The sequence below is a fragment of the Sorangium sp. So ce176 genome (assembly GCF_051519835.1).
Taxonomy (GTDB): domain Bacteria; phylum Myxococcota_A; class Polyangia; order Polyangiales; family Polyangiaceae; genus Sorangium; species Sorangium cellulosum_G.
The window spans coordinates 8184042-8207292 of sequence record NZ_CP150371.1 but is presented as its reverse complement, the minus strand read 5'-3'; the positions used below and the strand labels follow the sequence as shown (position 1 = coordinate 8207292).

The following is a 23251-nucleotide window of genomic DNA, read 5'->3' as shown; positions in this document are numbered from 1 at the left end:
GGCGCGCCTCGGGCGATGACCTGTCCGTCCTACGCGTCGGCGCCGGCCCGGTACGTGGCCGTGGCGACGTAGCGGAGGACCCTGGAGCAGAACTCGCCACCGCAGCTCCCGCGACAGGCGCATTCACCCTCGAACCGCGCCGCGCCCGACTGGAGTGCGTTCAGGATCTCCCGCGTCACGTCGTAGCCGCCGTTGTCGCAGGAGGAGTACGAGCAGGGCATCTCGAACAGCGCGTGCGCGTGCTCGACGACGACTCGGCGGATGTATTGCGTGTCGTTGGCGAGCCCATTGGACCGGGTCTCGCGGATCTCCAGGTTCAAGCTCGCCAGCTCCGGGACCTTCTGAAGGAGCTTGCCAGCCGCCTGCTCTCGCTTGCCGCGGAGGAGCATGCGCTCCTCCCGCTCGATATTCCTGCGACGATTCGCTGAGTACATCGACCACCTCTCGCTCGCAGGAATGCACCAAGCCCCTGCCCTTGATCAGTATAGCGCAGGTGACGGGGCCGCGCATGCACAATCTGGGCTCGCCAGGATGGCGTCGATCGACGACGAGCTGGTGTAACGGAAGAGCGCCTGCGTCGGATCCGGCGTCGCGCGGGACAGCCAATCACGGCGGCGCGCCGCGCTGGCCGGCGCGCGCGAGCGACCCTGTGCGGAGGACCTCGACGTGAATGCGGAACGCGGGAGCGCGCGAGGCAGGCTGAGCCATTTCACGCCATTCCGATCGATTGCGCTCCGTGCCGTTCCGCCCGCTCCGAGCGCGTGGTCCGGAGAACGGCGCCGCCGCGATTCTTCTCCGTCCCGGCGCGCTCACTCGTCGTCGGCGAGGACGAGCCCCTCCAGCTCGGTGAGGTTCGTCCTCGCGGCCCTCAGCTTCGTGAACGCCTCCTGGACGACCTCGCTGACCGCCATCTTGTCCGCGCGCGGCGCGACCTGTATCGCCCCGAGCGCCTGCTCGAGGTTGCTCTCCGCATCGGTGATCTCCTTCTTCGCCGCCGTGACCTTTTCCAAGAGAATCTTCTTGTGCATCGACTTGGCCTTTCGACGTGCTGCGCGCCGCGAGGAGCACCTCACCCGCGAACCTCGGCGAGGTAGGGCGCGGGCGCCCTCCGCTCCGGTCAGCAAGGCAGCATAGGCGAAGTCCCGGCCGAAGGGGATCGAAGCGAACAGAGGAGGCGCCGGCCGGCGCGGGGCGCCGCGAACGAGCGCACAGGCGCGGCGACCTGAGCCGGCCGCCGCCTCCTCGCGTCGTCGGCGGCGGCCGGGAGACGGACGGGTCGGTCCGGTCGGGCGGGGCGGTGGGGACCCTCTCCGGAGGGGTCGCCTGCCGGGCGCGTCGTCGCGGCGCGCCTGCGAGCCACAGCGGACACCGACATGCGCGACACCCGGCGTGAACGCCTGTCGGATGAGAATTGCTGGGTGTTGAACGTAATGTGGTGATCGCGGCGAGCGAGCGTGGGGTCGGAGCGGGCCCGGGAGAAGAAATGTCGATCCTCGCTCATCGCATCTCCGTGGGGCGCTTCCTTCGTCGGCAAACGGCCTTAGGTTGTTCGCGATATGCGCGAAGCAGCCCTGTGCGACCCGCCGCTGTCGCCGTCAGAGGAGACGCCGCACCAGCACGAGGAGCGGCTCGCGCGCGCCGCCGCGCTCGCTGCCTGCGCGCCCGTGCCCGCCCGCCAGGGCCGCGTCCTCGCCGGGACCGCCGGGTGGACCGACCCCACCCTGGTGAAGAGCCAGCGGTTCTATCCGAAGGGCACGTCGAGCCCGGAGCAGCGGCTCCGGTTCTATGCGTCCCAGTTCCCCGTCGTCGAGGTCAACTCGAGCTATTACGCGCTGCCCGGTCCGGCGATGGTCGAGCAGTGGGTCAGGCGGACACCGCCCGACTTCGTGTTCAACATGAAGGCGTTCGCGCCGCTCACGCAGCACCCGGTGGAGCCCGCCCGCCTCCCCGCGGACCTCCAGCGCGCCTTGCCGGGAGCGCTCCTCGACAAGCCGCGCCTCTACCCGGGCGACCTGCCGGCCGAGGCCAGGGACGTCCTCTGGGAGCGCTTCAGGCAGGCGCTCTCGCCGCTGCAGGAGGCGCGCAAGCTCGGGTATGCGCTCTTCCAGTTCCCCCCGTGGTTCACGGCGACGCGCGGCAACGTGAGGATCATCGAGGATTGCCGCGCGCGCCTCGACGGGGTTCCGCTCGCGGTCGAGCTCCGGCACGCGTCGTGGGGCGAGCCCGACCGGATCGAGCGCGTCGTGGACTTCCTGCGAGACCTCGGCGCCTTTTACGTCGTCGTCGACGAGCCGCAGGGCAAGGCGAACAGCATGCCTCCCACGGCCCTCGTCGCCGATCCGCGCCTCGTCGTTGTGCGCTTCCACGGCCGGCGCGCGGAGACCTGGGATGCGTCCGTCGGCGTGAGCGAGAAGTTCAGGTACGTTTACGATCCCGCGGAGCTCGATCCCTGGGCGGAGACCGTCGAGCGGCTCGCCCGACAGGCAGAGCGAGTCCACGCGATCTTCAACAACTGCGTGTCCAACTATGCTGTGCTCGGGGCCAAGGGGCTCATGACGATCCTCGCCCGCCGCCGGGCCGCCGAACCGGAGAGCGACGACCCGCCGGCCCCGGCCGCGCTGACAGTCCACTGAGCCTCACCCTCGACCCGCGGTGTCCGTGGACACCCTGGTTCGGCTGGCGTCCGGAGCCCGGGCAGGGATCGGCGCCGCGAGCGGCCCGGTCGCCGCCCCAGGCCCGGATCCAGGCTAGTCTCCGCGGCGATGACGCAGCTCAGAGCGGCGGGCGCTCCCCGCCTCGCAGCGCCGCCGCGCCGGGCGGAGGGGGCCGCCGTGCTCCTCGCGGCGCTCGCGCTCGTCCGGTGCGGGGGGGCGCCGCCCCGGCCCGCGGCGGTGGAGAGCGGCGCGCCCGCAGCGGCGCCCCCGCCAGCGTCGGCCGAGCCGCTGCGCGCCCGCTGGGTCGACGCGAGCGGCGCGACCGCCATCGGCCCCCGGGTCGCCGGCGGCACTGTCGCGCTGCTCGGCGGCAGGCGCTTCCTCGTGGGGAGCGACGGCGCCGCGCGCCCGGAGACAGCGGCGTGCCCCGAGCCGCTGGTCGAGCTCACGCTCGTGCCGTCCGCCGCCGGCGCGCGGCTCGTGGGGCGCGGGGTCCACGGCGTCTACCGCTTCGACGATCCGCTCGGCGCGCCGGTGCGCCTCGCCCGGTCCGAGACCGAGCTGCTGCGCATCGGCGGCGGGCCCGGCGTCGTCGCGGTGTGGGACGCCGCCTCCGACCTCCCGACCTTCCTCGATGTCGAGACGGGGCAGCCGCGCGCGCTGCCGGGCCTGCCCGCGCTGCCGCTCCGCGCTGTTGCGTTCCGGGACCTCCAGCAGGGGGCCGGGCTCTTCGAGGCGGCGGGGCTCGCGGTCACGGCCGACGGCGGCGCGTCGTGGCGCCCCGTCGCGCCGGCGCCGGGCGGCGACGGGCAGGCGGGCGACCCCGCGGACCTGCTCCGCTTCGACGGCCTGCGCCTGCGCGGCGACGATCTGGTCGCGCTCGCGCGGGGGTCGGCCCTGCCGGCCGAGCAGCGCGAGGCGCTGATCCACGTCGCCGAGGCGCGGCTCGCGCCCGCGCCGCCCGCGCCCCCTGCGCTCGACGGCCGCTCGGTCGACCCCCGCGCGCCGCTGCTCCGCTGGATCCAGGCGACCGGGCGGCACCCGCTCGAGGCGGCGATCGCGAGCGGCGCCCGCGGGGCGGGGTTCGCTGTGGCGGCGAGCCACGGCCTCCTCGCCCGGGTGGACCTCGCCTCCGGCGCGCTGCTGGAGCTCGCCCCCTTCGGCCGCGGCGCCTGGGTGAACGCCTGCGGCGCCGGGCGCGCCGGGCGGTCGGCGTGGGTGGCCTGCGCGCTCGGCGACGAGGCGCCCGCGCGGCGCGACGTCCACGACCCCTTCGGCGTGCTCCAGGTCCCGCTCGCCGGCGGCCGCCTGGGCGGCGGGCCGCCCGTCGTGCTGCGGAGCGGCGAGGCCGAGCTCCGCGTGTCGCCGAGCGGCGGCGCCATGCTGCTCGCGCCGTGCGGCGCGGACGAGGAGGGCAGCGCGTGCGTGCGCCAGCCGGGCGGGAAGTGGCTCACGGTCCGCCCGGGCACCGACATCCACTGGCGAGGCGCCGGCCCGCTCGCCGACGGCCGGCTCGCGATCGTGCGCGGCCTCTGGGACAGCGACGTCGCCCGCGAGGCGCCCGCGCCCCGCGAGGCGCCCGCGCCGCCGCCGCGCGGCGCGGGCGCCACCGCCGCGCCCGGCGCCCACGTCGCGGTGATCGACGCCCGCGGCAGGGAGCAGCCCCTGATCCCGCTCGGCTGGCTGCGCGACGGGGGCGGCGACGTCCACGTTGTCAGCGCCATCGAGGAGGGGCAGGACGGCGCCCTGTCGTTCGTGGTGGCCGACGAGGCCGGCGAGCTCACCGCCGTCGTCGCGCCCCCCGGCGGGCAAGCCTCGCGGACCCGCCTGGCCGGCGCCGCGCACGCCCTGATCCACGCCGGCCACGGCGTCGCCGTCGGGGAGGGGAAGGTGCTCGCGTCGGCCGACGCCGGCCGCTCGTGGGCGCCGGTCGAGGTCCCGGCCAGCGCCGCGCGCGCGATCGCGGAGCTCGGCGACCTGCTCGCCGAGCCCGGGGTGCTGGCCGTCAACGACGTCGGCCTGAAGATCGACGCCCACCTCCGCGTCGGCTGGGGGCCGGCGCTGCTCTCGAACGGGAGCGCGCCCCCCGCCGGGCCGGCGCCCGGGGCCGCGCCGCTCCTGCCGCACCGCCCGCCGCCGGCGCCCGCGCTCCCGGAGCGCGCGCTCGCCTGCTCGACGCAGCCGGGGCCTCCGGGCCCGCCGGGGGTGCCGCCGCCGGGCAGCGCGCAGGCGGCGCTCGCGCTGCTCGCGGGGGACGCGCGGCCTGGACCGCCGGGGCAGGGGCACGTCTCGTCGGCGAGCGACCGCCGCTGGGGCCTGCTCTCCACGGTCGCCACGCTCGAGGTGCGCGCGCCCGACGGCGCCGCCGGGGGCGCCGGGCAGCGCGGCGCCCCTGCCGCGCGCGCCGCGGCGCGGCGGGCGACGTGGACGCTGCGCTGGCTCGACCCGACGGAGCTCCAGGGCAGGGTGCGCGCGTGGACGGGCCCCGCGCCCGAGGGCGTCGGCCGCGACGCGACCCTCGCGCGCTTCGCGGCGTCCGGCGACAGGGTCGTCTTCGCGGTGCGCGCCGCGGGCCGCGACCTGCTGGTCCGGGCGAGCCGTGGCCGCGGCGCCGAGATCGCCGAGGTGCCGCAGGAGCTGATGCCCGAGGCGGAGATCGCCTTCAGCGAGGCGCCGGACGGGCCCGTCGCGTGGATCCGCGACGCGTGGCTCGTCGTGTGGTCCTCCGGCGAGGCGCCGCGGCCGATCGCCGCGCTCGCGGGCCGCGGCGCGCGCGCGCTCGGGCAGCCGACGAGCGCCGGCGTCCCGCTGCTGCTCAGCTTTCGCGACCTGGCGCTCGCCCGCACGGTGCCGATACCGCCCGCGGAGAGGGCCGCGCCGCGAGCGCCCGCGCAGACCACGGCGGAGAGGGGCGCGCGCGAGGCGCCGGTGCAGGGGCCGCCGCCGGGCGCGCTCGCGAAGGCCCCGCCGCTCCTGCCGCTCGACGGCTGGGAGATCGCCCCGAATGTCCGCACCGAGCTCACCCGCCTGCCGGCGTGCGCTGCGCGCCCGGGCGGCGCGCGCTTCCTGCTGGATCGCGCGAGCGCCTTCGCGACCGTAGACGGCCACGGCGCGCCCGCGAGCGCGGCCGTCTACGACGTCCGCGTGTCAGGCGGTCACGCCTGCGTCGCGAAGATCGCCGCGCTGATCGATCCCGATCGCCGCGGCGAGGCCCGGCCGGGCGCGGGCCTGCCCGCGTTCGTGCGCGCCGATCTCGCGGCCCAGCGCGCCGAAGGCGGCGAGCTTGGGATCGGCGAAGGCGCCGGGAGACCCGGAGGAACCGCGCGACCAACGACGCCTCCGGCAGCGCGCCGCCTCGCGTGCTCCCTGCCTGTCCGCCCCTGAGCTCGCGCGCGCCGCGAGGAGCTTCGGGCTCGACGCCCTACCCTCCCCGCGGCTATATGTTCGCGCGCCATGTCCTCTCCGAAGCATCCGCGCTCCTCGCACCGCCATCTCGGCGACGGGGTTGAAGACAAGCTCGTCCCGCTCGAGGCGCTCGATCCGCTGAAGATCGGGTCGTTCGACGACCTGCTCCGCGCGATGAGCAAGACAGCGTTCAGCGGCCGCGCGCTCGGCGAGGCGTCCGACGTGCTCGAGGCGATGGTGCGCGACGAGGACTGCCTTGTCGTGGCGACCTTCTCGGGCGCGATGACCGTCGCCAAGATGGGCGTCGTCATCGTCCGGATGATCGAGGCGGGCATGATCGACTGCATCATCAGCACCGGGGCGCTCATGGCGCACGGGCTGAGCGAGGCGGTCGGCCTGACCCACTACAAGGCGAACCCGACCATCTCCGACGAGACGTACTTCGACAAGGGGTACAACCGCGTCTACGACACGCTCGAGATGGAGAAGAACCTCAACGCCATCGAGGTCTTCGTCCGCAAGGAGCTCGACAAGCTGGACCCCGGGTCGCCCTGGTCGAGCGAGATCATCTGCCGCCAGCTCGGCAAGGCGCTGGCCGACATGGGCGACTCGCCCGGCGTGCTCCGGAGCGCGTACCTCCGCAACGTGCCCGTCTACGTGCCCGCCTTCACCGACAGCGAGATGGGCCTCGACGTCGCGACGTGGATGCTGCGCAAGGTGAAGGCGCAGCACGGCGACAAGCCGGGCTTCGACGTGTGGCGCGAGGCCGTGCCGCCGCCGTACAACCCCTTCATCGACCTCCTGAGCTACGCCCGCCTGGTCCGCACGAAGAAGCGGCTCGGCATCTTCACCATCGGCGGCGGCGTGCCGCGCAACTGGGCCCAGCAGGTCGCGCCGTTCTACGACATCGTCGGCGACCGCCTCGACATCGAGGTCGAGCACCCGCGGTTCCAGTACGGCGTCCGTATCTGCCCCGAGCCCGTGCACTGGGGCGGCCTGTCCGGCTGCACCTACTCCGAGGGCGTGAGCTGGGGGAAGTTCACCGCGCCGGGCGAGGGCGGCCGCTTCGCCGAGGTGTACGCGGACGCCACCGTCGCGTGGCCGCTGCTCGTGCGCGCGCTGCTCGAGCGGCTCGGCAAGATGCCGAAGTGAGGGAGCAGGCCCGCGTGCGCGCCGCCATGCCCCGCCCGTCGCGCCCCCTGCAGGCGCTCCTCTCCGCGGCCCTGGCCGGCGGCGCGCTCGTGGTCGCCGGCTGCCCCTCGACGGACGAGCGCGCCTGCGACGCCGTCTGCGACTGCACCGGCTGCAGCGAGGCGAGGTACCTCGAGTGCCTCGACGAGGCGGAGGTCTCGCGGAAGGCCGCGGTGGAGGCGAGCTGCGTCGGCGCCTTGGACGAGCTCCTCGTCTGCCTCGAGGAAGAGATCGAGTGCAAGGACGACGTGTTCACCTTCGACGGCTGCGAGGACCAGGAGGCGCGCCTCGGCGAGTGCGGGATCTCCGTCTTCCGCACCGCATGCGATCTGGCCAACGATCGTCTCACGGAGTGCGGACAGGGCGCGCCCCTCGGGACCGACCCCGCGTCGTGCATCGGACAGATTGCGTGCAACGCGCGCTGCATCGCCGCGACGTCCTGCGCGGGGCTGAACGGGTTCGATATCGAGGAGAACGCGCGCTTCGGCGAGTGCACGAACCTCTGCTTCTTCCAGATGCCCTGAGCGCTCGCCCTCGCGCGATCAGGCGCCCGCGATGAAGCTGTCCTGGTAGGCCGGGTCCTCGACAGCGAGCGCGGCCGGGGTGGCCGTGAGCGGGCGGATCGTGTCGAGCATGACAGCGAGCTCGCTCGTCTCGCGGCTGCCGAGGCTCGCCTCGTACGCGCCGGGGTGCGGCCCGTGCGGGACGCCGGCCGGGTGGTGCGAGACGCTGCCGGGGCCGACGCCGCGGCGTGATGTGAAGTTGCCGCGGCAGTAGAACAGCAGCTCGTCGCAGTCGACGGACGCGTGGGGGTAGGGGCAGGGGATCGCCTCCGGGTGGAAGTCGACGGGGCGCGGCACGAAGCTGCAGATGAGGGCGCCGCGCGCGGCGAACGTGCCGTGCCAGTCCGGCGGCAGGTGCACGAGCCCGACGCGCGCCTGGAAGCTCAGGATCGGGAACGCGAACGGGTACACAGTCCCGTCCCAGCCGACGACGTCGAGCGGCGAGCGCTCGCAGGCGAAGCCGTGGAAGGCGCCGCCGCGCTTCACGACCAGCGCGCGGATGCCCTCGTCGAGCGGGCCGACGAACGTGGGCCGCCGGAAGTCGCGGTGAGAGTACGGCGCGTCCATCCGGAGCTGACCGACCTCGTTGCGCCATTTCCGCGGGAGGTGGACGTCCGCGGCCTCGATCGAGAGCCAGCGCTGGGGCGCCGCGTCGGGGATGAAGCGGTGGAAGAGCCCCTTGGGGATGACGACGTAGTCGTCCTGCTCGAAGCGGAGATCGCCGAGCATGGTGCGCAGGACGCCGCCGCCCTGAAAGATGAAGAGCAGCTCGTCGGCGTCCGCGTTCGCGAAGTACACCGGATCGGCGGCGTCGGGCTGGGCGACCCCGATCACCACGTCGTCGTTGAAGAGCAGCGGCACGCGGCAGTCGACAGCGGGCCCGCCGCGCCGCGGCAGGTCCTGCGACCGGTAGTGCCGCTTCGCGAGCGGGCGCTCTGGCGCGGCGACAGGCAGCGCGAAGCCGTGCGCGGCCGGCGCGAGCCGGTGCTCGTGCGGCCGGCGCTCGTGGTAGGCGATCGTGTAGGGGCCGTCGAAGCCCTCGCGCGTCAGGCACTCCTCGTAGCGGAGGTCCCCCGCCTCGCCCCGCAGGGCGATGTGGTGCTTGCGGGGGACGGTCCCCGCGACGACGCGGTCGAGCATCAGCCGTGGCCCTCGGCCCTCTGCTGCCGCTCGATGCTCTCGAACAGCGCCCGGAAGTTGCCGGCGCCGAAGCCGCGGTCGCCCTTGCGCTGGATGAGCTCGAAGAAGAACGGCCCGGCGTCGGGATCGCGGTGCGTGCCGGCCGACTCCTTGAGGAAGATCTGGAGCAGGTACGACCGCGCGCCGTCGCCGTCGACGAGCACCTCGAGCTCCCGCAGCGTCGCGACGTCCTCGTCGATCTGCTCGATGCCGAGCTGCCGCACGCGCTCGGGCAGCATGTCGTAGTAGGCGGGCGGGGTCGGCATGAACTCCACGCCCCGCGCGCGCATGCCGCGCACGGCCGTGAGGATGTCGTCGGCGGCGAGCGCCACGTGCTGCACCCCGTCGCCGCGGTGCTCCTCGTTGAAGACGTTGATCTGCGAGCTCTTGAAGTGCGGCCTGTACGGCTCGTTGTTGGCGAACTTCACGCCCGAGCCCGGGTCCCACATCACGGCGGAGCGCAGGCCCGAGCCGTGGTCGGCGTCCCTGGCGACGTCGTTCGTGTGGAACGCGATCTTCCAGAACGGCTCGAGCCCGAGCACGTGCTCCATCCAGAGCAGGGCGGGCGCCATGGTCTGGAAGTTCGAGGTGATGTGATCGAACCGGGCGATCCCGAAGCGGTTCTGGCCGCCGCGGGGCGCGCCGTGGGCCACGCAGCCGGGGAACAGCGCAGGGTAGCCGCGCCGCTCGACGAAGCGGAAGGTGGTGTCCCCGAACGGCGTGGTGATCGAGAACGAGGCGAAGGTGCCGCCGCCCTCGTCCGTCACCCGGTGGATCTCGTCGATCGGCGTGCCCCCGCGGCCGTCGAGCAGCCGGAAGGCGCGGTCGATGTCCTCGACCTCGAAGACGATCGTGCCCACCCCGTCGGGGTGCTTGCGCAGGTAGCGCCACGCCCGCCCGCCCTCGCCCGTCGGCTGCGAGCAGACGATGGCGCACTCGCCGGCCTGGAAGACGACCGACCGCTGCGCCGCGGCCGCGTTGAGCTCGGGCGAGCTCGCGGCGACCTCCTGGAAGTCGAGCTTCTCCGTGTAGAACCTGCGGCTCCGCTCCAGGTCGCGCACGTAGTAGTGCAGCGCCTCCACCCGCTTGATGCCTATCGACTCCACCTTGGTCATCCGGGTCCTCCGTCGCGAGGGGTCCGCGCTGTGTCGCGCTATGCGCCGTCCGGCACCGCGTCGGCCTGGCGGTCGGCGTGGGCGGCCTGGAAGGCGGGCAGCGCCATGCACGCCGCCTCGATCCGCGTGAGCGTCGAGAGCGGCGCGAGGTCGACCTCGTAGCGCCGCGCATTGTAAAGCTGGGGCACGAGGAACACGTCCGCCACCGTGACCTCGTCGCCGACGCAGAACCGCCCGGCGTGCTCGCCCGCCGCGGCCTGGAACGCGGCGAGGCCCGACCCGATGAAGCGCCGGGCAAAGGCCCGCTGGTCGCCGCCGAGCTCGTTCTGCACGTACTTCAGCGTGGCGGTGTTCTGCATCGGCTGGGTGCCGGAGTTGATCATCTCCGCGAGCTGCCGCGCCCTCGCGCGCAGGTACGGATCCGCCGGCAGGAGCGCCGGCGACGGGAACAGCTCCTCGAGCAGCTCGATGATGGCCACCGACTGCGACACGCGCCGGACGGCGCCGCCCTGCTCGAGCTCGAGCAGGGGCACCTGCGCCATCGGGTTCCTGGCCCGGTAGTCGTCGCGGAGCTGCTCGCCGCCGTCCCGCACCAGGTTCACCGGCCGGTACGCGTGCTCGATCCCCTTGTGGGCGAGGGCGATGCGCACGCGCCAGCTGCACGAGCTGCGCCAGTAGCCGTAGAGCGTGATCCCCTGGATCGCGGCGCTCATCCGGCCACCACCCGCTGCGCGATGCGACCGAACAGGCTCTCTCCCGAGCGACTCATCATCTCGATCATGATCGTGTCTCCTGGCTTCATGAACGGCGTCCTGGCCGCCCCGTCCGAGAGGATCTCGAGCATGCGCTTCTCGGCGAGGCAAGACACCCCGCGCGCCGGGTCCTGGTTCGACACGGTGCCGCTGCCGAGGATCGTGCCGGCCGTGAAGCTGCGGGTCCTCGCGATGTGCGCGATGAGGTCGAAGAACGAGAAATGCATCTCCGGGCCGGCCTCGGGATCGCCGATGAGCGCGCCGTTGTAGGTCGAGCGGAGCCGCAGGTGGACGCGCCCGTCGCGGAGCGCGTCGCCGAGCTCGTCCGGCGTGATCGCGAACGGCGAGAACGCCGTGGCCGGCTTCGAGCAGAAGAACCCGAACCCCTTCGCGAGCTCCGCGGGAACGAGATTGCGCAGCGTCACGTCGTTGGCCAGCAGGAACAGGCGGACGTGCCGGTGGGCCTCGTCGCGGCGCGTGCCCTGCGGGGTGTCGCCGAGGACGGCGCAGACCTCGGCCTCGAAGTCGAGGCCCCAGGCCTCGTCGCGCAGGACGATGTCGTCGGTCGGCCCGAGCAGGACGCCGGAGCCGCCCTGGTACACCAGCGGATCGGTCGTGAGCGTCTCGGGCGGCTCCGCGCCGCGCGCCCTGCGCACGAGCACGATGTGATGGATGTACGCGGAGCCGTCGATCCACTCGTACGCGCGCGGCAGCGGCGCGGCGAGCTCCTCCACGACGAGCGGCGAGACAGCCGCGTCGCCGCGCTCGATCGCGTCGGCGATGCGGCGGAGCGCCGGCTCGGCGCGGTCCCAGTCGTCGAGCGCGGTCTGCAGCGTGGGGAGGTCCGCGCCTGCGGGCGCGTAAGCGAGCCCGTCCCGGCGGACGACGATGAGCGTGCCGTCGCGGCCGGGGCCGCGGAGAGAGGCGAGCTTCATGCGGGTGCGAGCTCCTCGTCGCGTTACGGTGGTCTCATCGTCTCCGCTTGACAAGCACGAGCCGGGTCACGCCTGCTAGGGCGCGCGATCCTTGTGCTCTGCGCAACGAGTGACCGGCTGAACGGATCCGCATGAACACCGGACTGGATGTCTTCTCGACGCTCCGCCACCTCGTGCAGCGCGCCATATCCAGCCTCCCCGGCGCGCAGCGCGGAAGCCTGCTCGTGCGCGCCGGCCGGCGGCTCGCGTACAGGGCGGCGGTGGGGCTCGACGGCGTCCTCCCGGGCCGGCTGCACATGCCCTCGGACGGCGGGCTGCTCGGCGCGTCGGCGCCGTTCGGCCCGGCCGCGGCGCCCGAGGCGGCCCGCGGCCCGTGCCTCGTCCCCGCGGCCGCGTGGTACCGGGCGCACCTGCCCGAGGTCGCGGAGCGGCCCGGCTGGCCGCCCGAGGGCGCGCACGTGCTGATCGTGCCGGTGCCGGTGTTCGGCGCGCCGGGCGCCTACCTCGCGCTCGAGCAGCCGGGCGCGACGCCGCTCTCGGGCCCCTACCGCGCGCTGCTCGAGTCCGTCGTGGAGAGCGCGGGCGCCGCGCTCGAGCGGCGCGGCCTGTTCGAGGAGAAGGCCCAGGTAGCGCAGGAGCTGTGCCTGCTCGAGGAGGTGCTGAGCGCTGTCGCCGAGTCGGTCGATCTCCTGGAGCTCATCGAGACGCTCGCGGACGGGATCAGGAGCGTGCAGACGGGCCCGCGCTGGAGCTCCATCGACCTCGCGATCCTGGAGGACGAGGCGGGCGAGCGCCGCGCGGACGGGGGCGGGCTCGACGGCGCGCCAGGCCAGCACGACCGGCGGACGATCCGCCTCTACAGGGCGCCGCGCCGGCCCCTGACGGCGTACTGGAACAACGTGCGCGACGGCGCGCTGGCGGCGGGGCGCGACCTCCGGGTCGCGGTGGAGTTCAGGAGCGGCATGTCGTCCGGGCCCGCGGCCCAGGAGGCGCTCCTCGAGGAGGGGATCCGCCGGCGGGTCAGCGGGATCGCGATCGCGCCCATCGACCCGGTGGCGCTGGAGCCGTCCATCCGCCGCGCGGCGGAGGCGGGCATCCCGGTCGTCGCCATCGACTCGCCGCCCGTCGAGGGCAGCGCCTGCTCGCTCTACATCGGGACCGACAACCGGGCCGCCGGGCGGATCGCGGGCGAGGCGATGCTGCGGCTCCTGCCGCAGGGGGGCGAGGTCGCCGTCCAGGCGGCCTCCGCCGCCGTGGCCAACGCCCGCGGCCGCATCGAGGGCTTCCGCGAGGCGATCGCCGGCTCCTCGGTCCGCGTGGACTCGCTCTCGGAGAACCTGTTCGACCCGGATCGCGCGACCGAGCTCGCCCTGGAGGTGGTGCGGTCGAAGCCCTACCTCGCCGGCGCCTTCGGGGTGTGCAGCGAGAACGGCCCGGGCTTCGGCATGGCGTCGATGGCGCTCGGGCGGGCCGGGGACATCAAGCTCATCGCCTTCGATCTCATCACCGCCACGGTCGCGATGCTCCAGGAGGGCGTGATCCACGCCGCTGTCGTGCAGCGCGAGTACGACATGGGGTACCGCTGCGTGCAGGCGCTCCAGGACATGGCCGCGCGCGGCGTCGCGGCGGCGCTCGCGGACCTGCCCGCGTCGCGCTCCATCGACACGGGGGTCGACCTCGTGACCGTCGAGCGGACGCCCTCCTCGATCGCCCTCTCGGATCACCTGGCCATCAGCTCCGCCCGCCGGATCGCGAACCGCAAGCTGGGCGCGGCGACGGGCGCCAGGGCGCTCGAGTTCCTGGTGATCGGGATGGCCGAGCGCGAGAGCCTCGTCAACGACGAGCGCGCCCCGGTCACGGACGACTCCCTCGTGGGCCGGGTGATGAGCGCGTGCTGCTCGCTCGTCATCGACACCGCGTCGAGCGAGTACCAGCGCTTCAGCGACGTCGCCGAGGCCCGCTGGAGCGGCGCGCGCACGATGGTCGGCGTGCCGCTGCTGTCGCGGGACGCGGTCCTCGGGGTCCTCGTGCTCTGCAGCCCGCAGCCCGACGCGTGCTCGCCGACCGACCTCGCGCTGATCGAGCGCGTGGCCGCCGTGGCGGCCGTCGTGCTCGAGAACGCGCGGCTGCTCTCGCGGATCAAGGAGCGGACGAGGGAGCTGGAGTCGCTGAGCCGCCGCCAGGAGGCGCTGCTCGACACGATCGCCCGGATGTCGGGCCCGGTGGTGCCGATCGCGCCGGGCGTCCTGGTCATGCCGATCGTCGGCGCGCTGGACGCGCAGCGGTCCGGCCGCTTCCTCGAGGGGATGCTGCGGGAGATCACCGACCACCAGGCCCGCGTCGTGCTCATCGACGTCACCGGCATGGCGGTCGTCGACGCGAGCGCGGCGACCCACCTCGCGCAGGCGGCGCGCGCCGCCGGGATGCTCGGGTCCGAGGTGGTGCTCGTCGGGATCGCGCCGGAGGCGGCGCGGCTCATGGTCGAGCAGGGGCTCGAGCTCGACGGCATCGTCACCCGCGCCACGCTGGAGCTCGGGTTCTCGTACGCGCTCGGCAAGATGGGCGGGCGCGTCGTCTACCGGCGCGGCTGACCCCGGGCGGCGGCCCCGGTTGGCCTCGCGCCCGCGGCGCTCCGTGCTCCGATCAGCGGCCCCGGTGGAGCTCGATCGCGGCCGCGACGAGCGAGGCGATCTTCGGGACGTCCACGTCCCTGGCGGAGCGGATGTGGACGTTCCTTGCCTGCTTGGCGCCGCCGGTGAGCAGGCCGTTCGGATCGGGCAGCTCGGCGCCCTGCTCGAACCCGAGGTTCACGCCGAGGCGCTGCGGGGCGAGCCAGCAGATCTGGTGTTTGTGCTCATCGCCCATGCGGAAGCTGATGATCCGCCAGTTCGGATACACCTGCTCGTGCACGTCGGGGATGATGCGGAGGAGCAGCTTGCGCACGCGCAAAGTGAGCTGCTGCGCTTCGGGAGGGTATTCGCTCAGCAGCGCGGCCACGGCCGGATCGTCCGACACAATGAAAGACGGTAGGTCGCCGTGCACGAGGACGCAACCGGCTGCGCGTCACGATGCGCCGTTCCGGTTCGGGCGCTTTCAATCCGGTCGGGCTGTGAGCGGTCACGCGCGATCACGCCGGATGACTCAGGGTGACTCGACGTGACTCAGGGTGACTCGGGATCACGCCGGATCACTCCGGGTTACCCCTGGCGTCGCGGCGCACCTCGGTCGCTCGGGTGACTCGGTTCACTCGGTCGCCGGAAGGCCTCTCGGCCGCTCGTCCTTGGCGATCCAGACGGTCTTGATGTTCACGAACTCGCGCAGGCCGTACGACGAGAGCTCGCGGCCGTGGCCGGACATCTTGACCCCGCCGAACGGCAGCCGCGGATCGGAAACGACCATGCCGTTGACGAACACCTGGCCGGCCTCGATCTCGTCGATGAGCCGCTCGCGCTCGGCGGGGTCGCGGGTCCAGACGCTCGCCCCGAGCCCGAAGCGGGTGGAGTTCGCCATGGCGATGGCCTCGTCGATGTCGGCGACGCGGAGGACGGCGGCGACCGGACCGAACAGCTCGTCGTCTGCGGCGGGGGAGGGGCTCCGCACGTCGGTGAGCACGGTCGGCGGGAAGTAGTTGCCCGGCCCCTTCAGCCGCTTGCCCCCGGTCAAGAGGAGCGCGCCCGCGGCCACCGACGCGCGCACCTGCTCCTCGAGCTCCGCGGCGATCTGCGGCGTGGCGAGCGGCCCGACGTCGACGGACGGGTCCATCGGGTCGCCGACCCGGAGGCGCCGCATGGCGGCGACGAAGCGCTGCTCGAACTCCGGCACGATCGACTCGTGGACGATGAAGCGCTTCGCCGCGATGCACGACTGGCCGTTGTTGATGATGCGCGCCTTGATCGCGGTCCCGACCGCCGCGTTGAGGTCGGCGCTCGGCAGGACGACGAACGGATCGCTGCCGCCGAGCTCGAGCACAACCTTCTTCAGGTGCTTGCCCGCGTGCGCGCCGACGCTGCGCCCCGCGTTCTCGCTGCCGGTGAGCGTCGCGGCCGCGACGCGCGGGTCGGCGAGGAGGCGCGGCACCGCCTCGGTCCCGACGAGCAGCGCCTGGAAGACCCCCTCCGGGAAGCCGGCGCGGCGGAGGATGTCCTCGATCGCGAGCGCGCAGCGGGGGACGTTCGAGGCGTGCTTGAGGAGGCCGACGTTGCCGGCGATGAGCGCGGGCGCGGCGAAGCGGAAGACCTGCCAGAACGGGAAGTTCCACGGCATGATCGCGAGCACCGGGCCGATCGGCTGGAACGCCACGTAGCTCTTGTCGGCGTCGGTCGCGACCTCCTCCGGGGCGAGCAGGCGCTCGGCGTTGTCGGCGTAGTAGCGGCACACGGTCGCGCACTTCTGGGCCTCCGCGACGGCGGATCCGATGGTCTTGCCCATCTCGATCGTCATCAGCCGCCCGAGCTGCTCCTTCTCGGCCTCCAGGATCTCGGCGGCGCGGCGGAGCCTCTGGGCCCGCTCGGCGACCTCGGTCCGTCGGAAGCTGCGGAACGCGGCGTGCGCGCGCGCCACCTTCTGCTCCAGCGCCGCCGACGAGAGCGGCTCGAACCTCTCGAGCGTCTCTCCTGTCGCCGGGTTGATCGTCGCGATCGCGGTGTTCACGGATGTGCCTCCTCTTCGAGCGCCGGGGGCCGCGCCCCGTCGCCTGCCTGCGCAGAGCGCGCCGAGCGATCCCGGCAGGCGAGCTTGGTCCAGACCCGCCTCTCCTTGCAATGGTCAGCGACGGCGGGCCGGCGCATCTTCCCGCCTTCGTCGTTTATCGTCCGCCCGCCCGCGCGCGGCTGGCGGGCGCGTGAGGGCGGAGGGGGGTCGCCATCGCACGTCCTGTTCATTACGCAGAGGGGGATGGTCCGCAGCGGATCCCCTGCCGCGAGCGACGCGGAGCGCGCAGCTTCAGCCTGGGCGTCCCGCGCGGGCGAGCGCGCGGCGCTGTCGCCTCCGGTCGATGATGCCGCCGGCCTGCTCTCCTGTGCGGGCGAGCTGGAGGTGCGGGTAAGGGCGCTGGAGTCGCTGCTGTGCGCCGGTGTGCCGTTCATGGTGGCGGGCGCGTATGCCTTCTTTGCGTACACCGGCATCTTCCGGGACACGAAGGATCTCGACGTGATGCTGGAGGAGCGGGACGTGCCGGCGGCGTTCATGGCGCTCGAGCGGGCCGGGTTCGAGACGGAGCTGCTCGATCCGCGGTGGATCGGCAAGGCGCACGCGGGCGAGCGCTTCATCGACCTCATCTTCTCGTCGAGCAACGGCCTGGCGGTGGTGGACGGCGGCTGGTTCGAGCACGCGCGTCCGGCCACGATCCTCGGGCACCGCTGCCTGATCGCGCCTGTCGAGGAGATCATCTTCACGAAGGCGTTCGTGGACGAGCGGGAGCGGTACGACGGGGCGGACGTGAACCACCTCATCTACGCGTGCGGCGACGAGATGGACTGGGAGCGGCTCCTCGCGCGCTTCGGCCCGCACTGGGAGGTGCTGCTCGCGCACCTCACGCTGTACCGCTTCGTCTATCCGGGCGCGCGGAGCCGGGTGCCCGGGTGGCTCATCGAGGAGCTCTGCCGGCGCACGCTGGCGCAGTCGCGGGCGGGCGACGCGCCGCTCCGGGTCTGCCGGGGGAACCTGATCAGCCGCCGGCAGTACCTCCACGATTACGAGAAGCTCGGCCTCGTGGCGGCGCCCCCGGCGCCCGCGCCCGGGGCGGCGCGGGCGCCGCTGTGCCGGAAGGGCCGGCGGCTCGGGGCGCGGCAGCGCCTCGGCAAGGCGGAGCCTGGCGGCCCGGAGCGCCCGGCCGTGGAGGTCGAGGCGTCGCGGCTTCGCAAGCCGGGGTCATGAGCGCCGGCGCGGCGGAGAACGGGGACCGCGGCAAGCGCCGCGTCGCGGCGGCCTCGGACCTGCATTGCCGGCCGGAGCACGGCGGCAGGATGCGCGAGCTCGTGCGGGCGGTGAACGCGGAGGCGGAGGTGCTCGTGCTCTGCGGCGATCTCACCGATCGCGGCCACCCCGAGGAGGCGAAGGTGCTGGCCGACGCGCTCTCCGGGCTGTCGGTGCCGTGCGCGGCCGTGCTCGGCAACCACGACCTCGATCGCGGGGCGAGCGCGGAGATCGCGAGGCTCCTCGGCGACGTGGGCGTCGAGGTGCTCGACGGGGATCACCTGATCCTGCGCGACGACATCGGGGTGGCCGGCGTGAAGGGCTTCATGGGCGGCTTCGGGAACGCGACGCTGCAGGCGTTCGGCGAGGGGCCGCTCAAGGCGTTCGTCCAGGAGGCCGTGACCGAGGCGCTGAAGCTCGAAGCGGCGCTGTCCCAGCTCGACACCGACAAGCGGATCGTGATCATGCATTACACGCCGGTGCTCGACACGACGGTCGGAGAGAACGTGGAGATCAGGCCCTTTCTTGGGACGAGCCGGCTGGTCGCGCCGATCGACCTGTACGGCGCGGACGTCGTCTTCCACGGCCACGCGCACCACGGGGCGCTCGAGGGGCGGACGCCGAAGGGGACCCCGGTCTACAACGTGGCGATGCCGCTGCTCAGGAAGCTGACCGGGAGGTCGTTCCTCCTGGTCGAGGTGTGACCCGATCGACCCCTGTCGGTCGCGCGGGGCGCCGCGGTGACGGCCGAGATCGTCGAGCTCGGGGTGAAGGCGCTGTGGGGCGGCGCGCGCCGCGGGCTCAGTGCTTCTGCAGGAAGTCGCGTATCGCCCCGAAGTAGGCCGGCGCGAACGAGAGGATATCGTTGTGGCCGGCGCCGTCGATCAGGCGCAGCTCCTTGTTCTCGTGCGGGACGGCCGCGTGGTTCTCGCGGGCGTGGAACGGCGGGAGCAGGCTGTCGTGCGCGCCGTGCAGGGAGAGGACCGGGATCTCGACGTGGCTCAGGAGCTCCGAGTTCGAGAGGCGGCGGTGCGCCTCGTCGCGCAGCTCGCCGAGGTCGATCTGGAAGAGGGCGAGGAGGTGGCGCACGTCGCTGAAGCCGCTCTCGAGGAGCAGCGCGCGGTACGCGTCGCCGCGGTCCCTGGCGATGCGCGACGCGGGCGAGCTGCCGAGCGAGCGGCCGAAGAGCAGCGGCTTCGGCGGCCTGTCGAGCCCGGCCTCTCGGCTCTTCTCGACGAGCTCCCGCTCGAAGAAGGCGGCGACGCGCGCGGGGTCGTCGTGGAGCGAGCGCAGCGTCGGCCGCCCGCCGCTCCAGCCGTAGCCGCGGTAATCGACGATGAAGAAATTCAGGCCGAGCTGCTGCCACGCCCCGGCGATGTCGTCGTAATCGGGGACGGTCTCGCCATTGCCATGGAAGGCGAGCACGGTCGGGCTCCGCGGGTCGGCCAGGTGCCAGCGCGCGCCGAGCGTCACGCCGGGGGCGACGGGAATATCGTGGTCCGTCGCGCCGGCGGGCGGGGGCGTCTTCACCTGCCTGGGATAGAAGACGCCGGCGGAGCGGGGGCTCGCGTCGAGCGCGCGAAAGAGCTCATCGAGGGAGCTGCTGGTCTCGTCGGTCGGCATGGCGTGATGGCTCTCCGTGGTACGGCAGGGGTGATGCAGATGCGGAGGACAGCGTATGTAGCGGACGCAGAGGATAAGGGCGCGGCCCCCGGCCGTCGACGGCCGGGCCCGCGCGACGGCGGCCTTGCGCCGCGGCGAGATCTGCACGGCTCGGATGGCCGCCGCGTTCGCTACCGGCGCAGGCCTTGCCACCTCACCCGTTGTTCGCCGCGACCTGCCCTGCCTTCCACCTGGCCCTGAAGGCGCGGTACGCCTCATCCATCTCGCCCCAGATCCTGCGCGTCAGCTCCTGACCCTCGATGAAGTCCACGTAGCGCGCGAGCTTGGGCCGGCGGGTCAGCGCGTCGTCACCCTGCTTTGTCAGCATCGTGGCGTAGAACAGCCACGGAACCAGCGCACAGTCTGCCAGCGAGAGCGCCTCCGAGGCGGCGAATCCGTCCCCGGCCAGGAAGACCTCGAGCGCGTCGAGGCCCTTGTCGAGGCCGGCGCGCTCCGCCGCGGCGTCGATCTTGAAGCTCGGGTCGTTGGTCGCCCGCAGCAGCGACATGACGCCGCCGCAGTAGAGATCCACGGTGCGAACGACGAGGCGCACCCGGGCGCGGGCCTCGGGCGTGGCGCCGAGCAGCGATGGTGTGGGGAAGGCGTCCTCGAGGTACTCGCAGATGACGAGGCTCTCCGGCAGGACGAAGCCGTCGTGCTCCAGCACCGGGATCTTTCCGAGCGGGTTCATCCGCTGGAACTCGGGAGTGCCGAGCGCCGCGCGGCTGAGCTCGAACTTCAAGCCCTTGGCATGAGCCTGCATGCAGACGCGCGAGACGAACGGAGAGCCGGCGGAGCCGTGAAGGATCATCATGGTCGTTCGCTTCCTCGTGTGGTGAGGAATCGCATATCACCGCCGTACAGCGCGCACCAGGCTAGGGCGATAGCCCGCCGGTCCCGTCCCTCTCGAGCGCGTCCGCGAGCGCGCACCTCGAAAGGCCCACCTTCCTGGCCTCGTCGCGCAGCATGCCGCCCTGCTCCGCGGCCCCTTTCACGCTGAGCATCGTGCGCAGCTCGATCCCGTCGGGGCTCTCCACGTGCTCCGCGAGCCACGCCGATCGCCCCTGTCCGACGCTGATCGGGTCGGCCTCTGCATCGAGGCCGGCCAGCCTGTCGACATCGCACATCATCGCGACGGCCTCGGGGAACGTCTGCCCGCCGGAGGCCGGGGTCTTCGCCTCGGGGGCCGGGCCGCAGGCGGGGAAGAATGGGAGCAGGAGCAGGGGGGAGAGCAAACGACAGCGCATGTCGCCTTGGACAGGCGGAGCAGGCCCTGGCTTGGCGACGAACGCCTCGTCCCCGGTGACCGACGCTCGGCGATGCGCAGGCGTCGCCGGATCGCCCCGGGCGTTCTGGCCGACAACCCCGATCGAACGATCTCCGTCTGTTTATTCCTCGACCCCCCCGTCCACCGCCGGGACGAGCTCGATATCGACCTTCTGCGGAATGAAGCCCTCGCACGCCTCGCTCATGACCGGCGTGAGCGTCTGCTCGAGATCCTCGTAGCCAGTCCCCGAGATCTCGACCCGCGCCACCCCCGCCGTCCACAGCTCGCAGACGAGCGTCTCGAGCGCCTCGGGAGGGGGCTTTGCGCGATCGACGGCGCACACCAGGTTGGCCTCCTCGAGCGTCTTCCAGGTGGTCGGGTCATCGAGGACGAAGGCCGGCTCTTCTCCCGCGCTCCAGGCGACGCGAACCGTTGTGTCCGGCGGAACAGGGCCGCCCGGCGCGCGCACGGTGATCGTGAACATCGCCTCTCGCGGCCCCACCGGGCACCCGCCCGCGCCGCCCACGCCCGCGCCGCCGGCCCCGCCGCCCCCCGCGCCGTCGCAGGCCCCCATGGCGGCGGCGGTCGTGAGCGCTGCCAGGGAGAGCGCCGCGAGCGCCGTGAGCGGGAGGAATCGACCCGGCGCGAAGGGAGGGCGTGCAACCACAAAGACGGCAGGATAGGGGCGCAACTCCGGCAAATCCAGCGAGAGCAGGCTTTGTGCAGGCCCATCCCGCCGGCCATCCCGGCTATCCCCTCATGCTTCCCTGGCGGTCTTCAGCTCACGCCTGGGCCTCGAGCTCGGCGATGTCCTTGAGGAGCGCCTGCTCGTGCCCGTCGGGCTTCACCTTCAGGTACGTCTTTCGCAGGACGCCCTGCGGATCGATGACGAACGTCGTCCGGTCCCAGTACATGGTGCCTTTCCACTCGCTCTGCCCGACGCCCGCGGCCTTGAGCAGCTCGTGGTTCGTGTCGGCGAGCAGATCGATGGTGAACGAGAACTTGTCGCAGAAGCTCTTGTGCGACGCGACGTCGTCCTCGCTGACGCCGACAACGGCGATGTTGGCCTTGTCGAAGTCCTCCTTGGAGGCGGTGAACGACTTGCCCTGGATGGTGCACCCCGGCGTGTCGTCCTTCGGATAGAAGTAGACGACGAGCCATTTGCCCGCGAAGTCCTCGAGCTTCACGGTCTTGCCGTCCTGGTTCGGCAGGGCGAAGCGCGGGAACGGCTTTCCAATATCGATGCTCATCTTCTCTTTGCCTCTTCTGTGGGCCGGAGGATGGCTCCTCCCGGCCGGTGACAGGTGATGGGACGGCCGAGCGGCGCTGTCTTCGCGCCGCTCTCCGCGCAGGATCAGCGCGGGATGAGCCCCCGGAACCAGGCCGCGACCGACGAGGACGACTCGTCCTGGTGCATCGAATCCGGCCCTTCCAGCTCATCGGCCAGCCCCCCGAGCGGCCCCTCGCTGCGCGGCGGCGAGGAGCCCTCGCGCTCCTCTCCGTGCATCAGGCCCGTGGCCCCGTCCAGGGTGGGAAGCAGGCTGAGCCCGCTGCCGCCCGCTGTCGGCTCCTTCGTGAGCGACTTGAACTCGAGGAGCATCATGTCGATGAGCTCGGCGATCTTCTGCGTCCCGTCGACCGCCCGGGCCGGCCCGCCCTTGGCGCGCTCCACGAGCGCGGCGACGTCGTCCTCGCTCACCGGGCGGCCGTAGCGGTAGAGGAAGCGGGTGAGGTCGCGCCCGAGGTCGCGCGCGGCGCGGTAGCGGGCGGCCGGGTCGCGGGCGAGCGAGCGGCGGATGATCTGCTCCAGGTCGCGCGGCACCTCGCTGTTGAGCTGCTGGAGCGACGGGATCACCGCGTCGCGCACGAGCCGCACCGTGATGTAGTCCGAGTCGCCGAGGAAGAGCCGGCGCCCGGCGAGCATCTCCCAGAGGATGATCCCGAGCGCGAAGATGTCGACGCGCTGGTCGACTCCCTGCTCGAGCACCGTCTCCGGCGCCAGGTAGCCGAACTTGCCCTTGATGATGCCCGCGTCGCTCTCGGCGAGCTGGCTCGACGCCTTCGCGAGCCCGAAATCCACGATCTTCACCTCGCCGTAGCGGGTGATGAGCACGTTCGCCGGGGTGATGTCGCGGTGGACGATCTGGAGCGGCTTGCCGTCCGCGGTCGCGAGATCGTGCGCGTAGGCGAGGCCCTGGCACATCTTGGCGGCCATGAACGCGGCGACCTCGACGCTCATCGGGCGGCCGACCTTCTTCTGGTGCTCGAGGAGGGCCCGCAGGTCGGCGCCGTCCACGTACTCCATGACGATGAAGTAGGTGCCGTCGCCGACCCCGATGTCGAACACCGACACGACGTTCGAGTGCGAGAGGTGCGCCGAGAGGCGCGCCTCGTCGAGGAACATCGCGATGAACTGCTCCTTCTTGCTGAGCTGCGGCAAGACGCGCTTGATCGCGACCTGCTTCTTGAACCCCTCGATCCCCGCGCTCTCCGCGACGAAGACCTCCGCCATACCGCCGGAGGCGAGGCGCTTGATGACCCGGTACCGCTGCTGCTCGGACATGCCCTGCTCGTCGTCCTCCCGCCCCGTCCCGTTGGGTCTGTCCAGTCTAGCG

General features: G+C 72.9%; 21 protein-coding genes. 7 read left to right on the top strand and 14 right to left on the bottom strand.

What is annotated here, in order from left to right; translation table 11 throughout:
- Positions 1 to 29: 29 nt before the first annotated feature.
- Positions 30 to 434 (bottom strand): hypothetical protein, encoded by a 405-nt coding sequence (locus tag WMF42_RS30850; protein ID WP_061608397.1) that lies wholly within the window; start codon positions 432 to 434, stop codon positions 30 to 32.
- Between the two features lie 375 nt (positions 435 to 809).
- Positions 810 to 1028 carry a hypothetical protein gene (locus WMF42_RS30845; RefSeq protein ID WP_061608398.1) on the bottom strand — a complete coding sequence of 73 codons (219 nt, stop codon included), beginning with the start codon at positions 1026 to 1028 and terminating at the stop codon, positions 810 to 812.
- A gap of 528 nt (positions 1029 to 1556) precedes the next feature.
- Here WMF42_RS30845 and WMF42_RS30840 point away from each other — a divergent pair.
- The 4 genes from WMF42_RS30840 to WMF42_RS30825 all read left to right on the top strand — a co-directional run bounded on the left by WMF42_RS30840 (position 1557) and on the right by WMF42_RS30825 (position 7774).
- On the top strand, positions 1557 to 2633 hold the full coding sequence (locus WMF42_RS30840) for a DUF72 domain-containing protein (RefSeq protein ID WP_437686349.1): 1077 nt from the start codon (positions 1557 to 1559) through the stop codon (positions 2631 to 2633).
- Positions 2634 to 2762: 129 nt separating this feature from the next.
- Complete coding sequence (locus WMF42_RS30835; RefSeq protein ID WP_437686348.1) at positions 2763 to 6038, top strand: hypothetical protein; 3276 nt, start codon at positions 2763 to 2765, stop codon at positions 6036 to 6038.
- A gap of 69 nt (positions 6039 to 6107) precedes the next feature.
- Positions 6108 to 7211, top strand: a complete 1104-nt coding sequence (locus tag WMF42_RS30830) for a deoxyhypusine synthase family protein (RefSeq protein ID WP_061612145.1) — start codon at positions 6108 to 6110, stop codon at positions 7209 to 7211.
- On the top strand, positions 7208 to 7774 hold the full coding sequence (locus WMF42_RS30825) for a hypothetical protein (protein ID WP_081426969.1): 567 nt from the start codon (positions 7208 to 7210) through the stop codon (positions 7772 to 7774). The genes WMF42_RS30830 and WMF42_RS30825 overlap by 4 nt, the downstream gene beginning before the upstream one ends.
- Positions 7775 to 7792: 18 nt before the next feature.
- Here WMF42_RS30825 and WMF42_RS30820 read toward each other — a convergent pair whose 3' ends face one another.
- From WMF42_RS30820 to WMF42_RS30805, 4 genes are read right to left on the bottom strand one after another with little or no spacing between them, the layout of a single operon-like run.
- Entirely contained in the window at positions 7793 to 8953 is a 1161-nt protein-coding gene (locus WMF42_RS30820) for a homogentisate 1,2-dioxygenase (RefSeq protein WP_437686347.1), read from the bottom strand.
- Complete coding sequence (locus tag WMF42_RS30815; RefSeq protein WP_437686346.1) at positions 8953 to 10107, bottom strand: 4-hydroxyphenylpyruvate dioxygenase family protein; 1155 nt, start codon at positions 10105 to 10107, stop codon at positions 8953 to 8955. Before WMF42_RS30815 ends, WMF42_RS30820 begins: the two co-directional genes overlap by 1 nt.
- A 38-nt stretch (positions 10108 to 10145) precedes the next feature.
- Complete coding sequence (gene maiA, locus WMF42_RS30810) at positions 10146 to 10820, bottom strand: maleylacetoacetate isomerase (protein ID WP_434042124.1); 675 nt, start codon at positions 10818 to 10820, stop codon at positions 10146 to 10148.
- Positions 10817 to 11794: a fumarylacetoacetate hydrolase family protein gene (locus tag WMF42_RS30805; protein ID WP_437686345.1), complete on the bottom strand. Its 978-nt coding sequence runs from the start codon at positions 11792 to 11794 to the stop codon at positions 10817 to 10819. The genes maiA and WMF42_RS30805 overlap by 4 nt, the downstream gene beginning before the upstream one ends.
- A 131-nt stretch (positions 11795 to 11925) precedes the next feature.
- On the opposite strand from WMF42_RS30805, the gene WMF42_RS30800 reads away from it, so the two are divergent.
- Positions 11926 to 14385 (top strand): substrate-binding domain-containing protein, encoded by a 2460-nt coding sequence (locus tag WMF42_RS30800; RefSeq protein WP_437686344.1) that lies wholly within the window; start codon positions 11926 to 11928, stop codon positions 14383 to 14385.
- A 52-nt stretch (positions 14386 to 14437) separates the two neighbouring features.
- Here WMF42_RS30800 and WMF42_RS30795 read toward each other — a convergent pair whose 3' ends face one another.
- Positions 14438 to 14809, bottom strand: a complete 372-nt coding sequence (locus tag WMF42_RS30795) for a DUF1801 domain-containing protein (protein ID WP_081426456.1) — start codon at positions 14807 to 14809, stop codon at positions 14438 to 14440.
- 228 nt (positions 14810 to 15037) lie between these two features.
- The gene (locus tag WMF42_RS30790; protein WP_437686343.1) at positions 15038 to 16444 is read right to left on the bottom strand and encodes an NAD-dependent succinate-semialdehyde dehydrogenase; all 1407 of its coding nucleotides are present in this window, start codon (positions 16442 to 16444) and stop codon (positions 15038 to 15040) included.
- A gap of 243 nt (positions 16445 to 16687) precedes the next feature.
- Here WMF42_RS30790 and WMF42_RS30785 point away from each other — a divergent pair, with 243 nt between their 5' ends.
- Together WMF42_RS30785 and WMF42_RS30780 are read left to right on the top strand one after the other, a co-directional pair.
- A complete protein-coding gene (locus WMF42_RS30785) occupies positions 16688 to 17668 on the top strand; it encodes a hypothetical protein (RefSeq protein WP_061608113.1) in 981 nt (326 codons plus the stop codon).
- The gene (locus tag WMF42_RS30780; RefSeq protein WP_061608112.1) at positions 17665 to 18411 is read left to right on the top strand and encodes a metallophosphoesterase family protein; all 747 of its coding nucleotides are present in this window, start codon (positions 17665 to 17667) and stop codon (positions 18409 to 18411) included. The genes WMF42_RS30785 and WMF42_RS30780 overlap by 4 nt, the downstream gene beginning before the upstream one ends.
- Positions 18412 to 18508: 97 nt before the next feature.
- On the opposite strand, the gene WMF42_RS30775 is transcribed toward WMF42_RS30780, so the two are convergent.
- The 6 genes from WMF42_RS30775 to WMF42_RS30750 form a co-directional block, all read right to left on the bottom strand.
- Positions 18509 to 19330, bottom strand: a complete 822-nt coding sequence (locus tag WMF42_RS30775; protein ID WP_061608111.1) for an alpha/beta hydrolase — start codon at positions 19328 to 19330, stop codon at positions 18509 to 18511.
- 193 nt (positions 19331 to 19523) lie between these two features.
- On the bottom strand, positions 19524 to 20183 hold the full coding sequence (locus WMF42_RS30770; RefSeq protein WP_437686342.1) for a glutathione S-transferase family protein: 660 nt from the start codon (positions 20181 to 20183) through the stop codon (positions 19524 to 19526).
- 61 nt (positions 20184 to 20244) lie between these two features.
- Positions 20245 to 20616, bottom strand: a complete 372-nt coding sequence (locus tag WMF42_RS30765) for a hypothetical protein (RefSeq protein WP_155798365.1) — start codon at positions 20614 to 20616, stop codon at positions 20245 to 20247.
- Between the two features lie 141 nt (positions 20617 to 20757).
- On the bottom strand, positions 20758 to 21303 hold the full coding sequence (locus WMF42_RS30760) for a hypothetical protein (RefSeq protein ID WP_061608108.1): 546 nt from the start codon (positions 21301 to 21303) through the stop codon (positions 20758 to 20760).
- A gap of 115 nt (positions 21304 to 21418) precedes the next feature.
- Positions 21419 to 21886 carry a peroxiredoxin gene (locus tag WMF42_RS30755; protein WP_061608107.1) on the bottom strand — a complete coding sequence of 156 codons (468 nt, stop codon included), beginning with the start codon at positions 21884 to 21886 and terminating at the stop codon, positions 21419 to 21421.
- A 104-nt stretch (positions 21887 to 21990) separates the two neighbouring features.
- Positions 21991 to 23199, bottom strand: coding sequence for a serine/threonine-protein kinase (locus tag WMF42_RS30750; RefSeq protein WP_061608106.1), 1209 nt, complete (start codon positions 23197 to 23199; stop codon positions 21991 to 21993).
- Positions 23200 to 23251 lie beyond the last annotated feature (52 nt).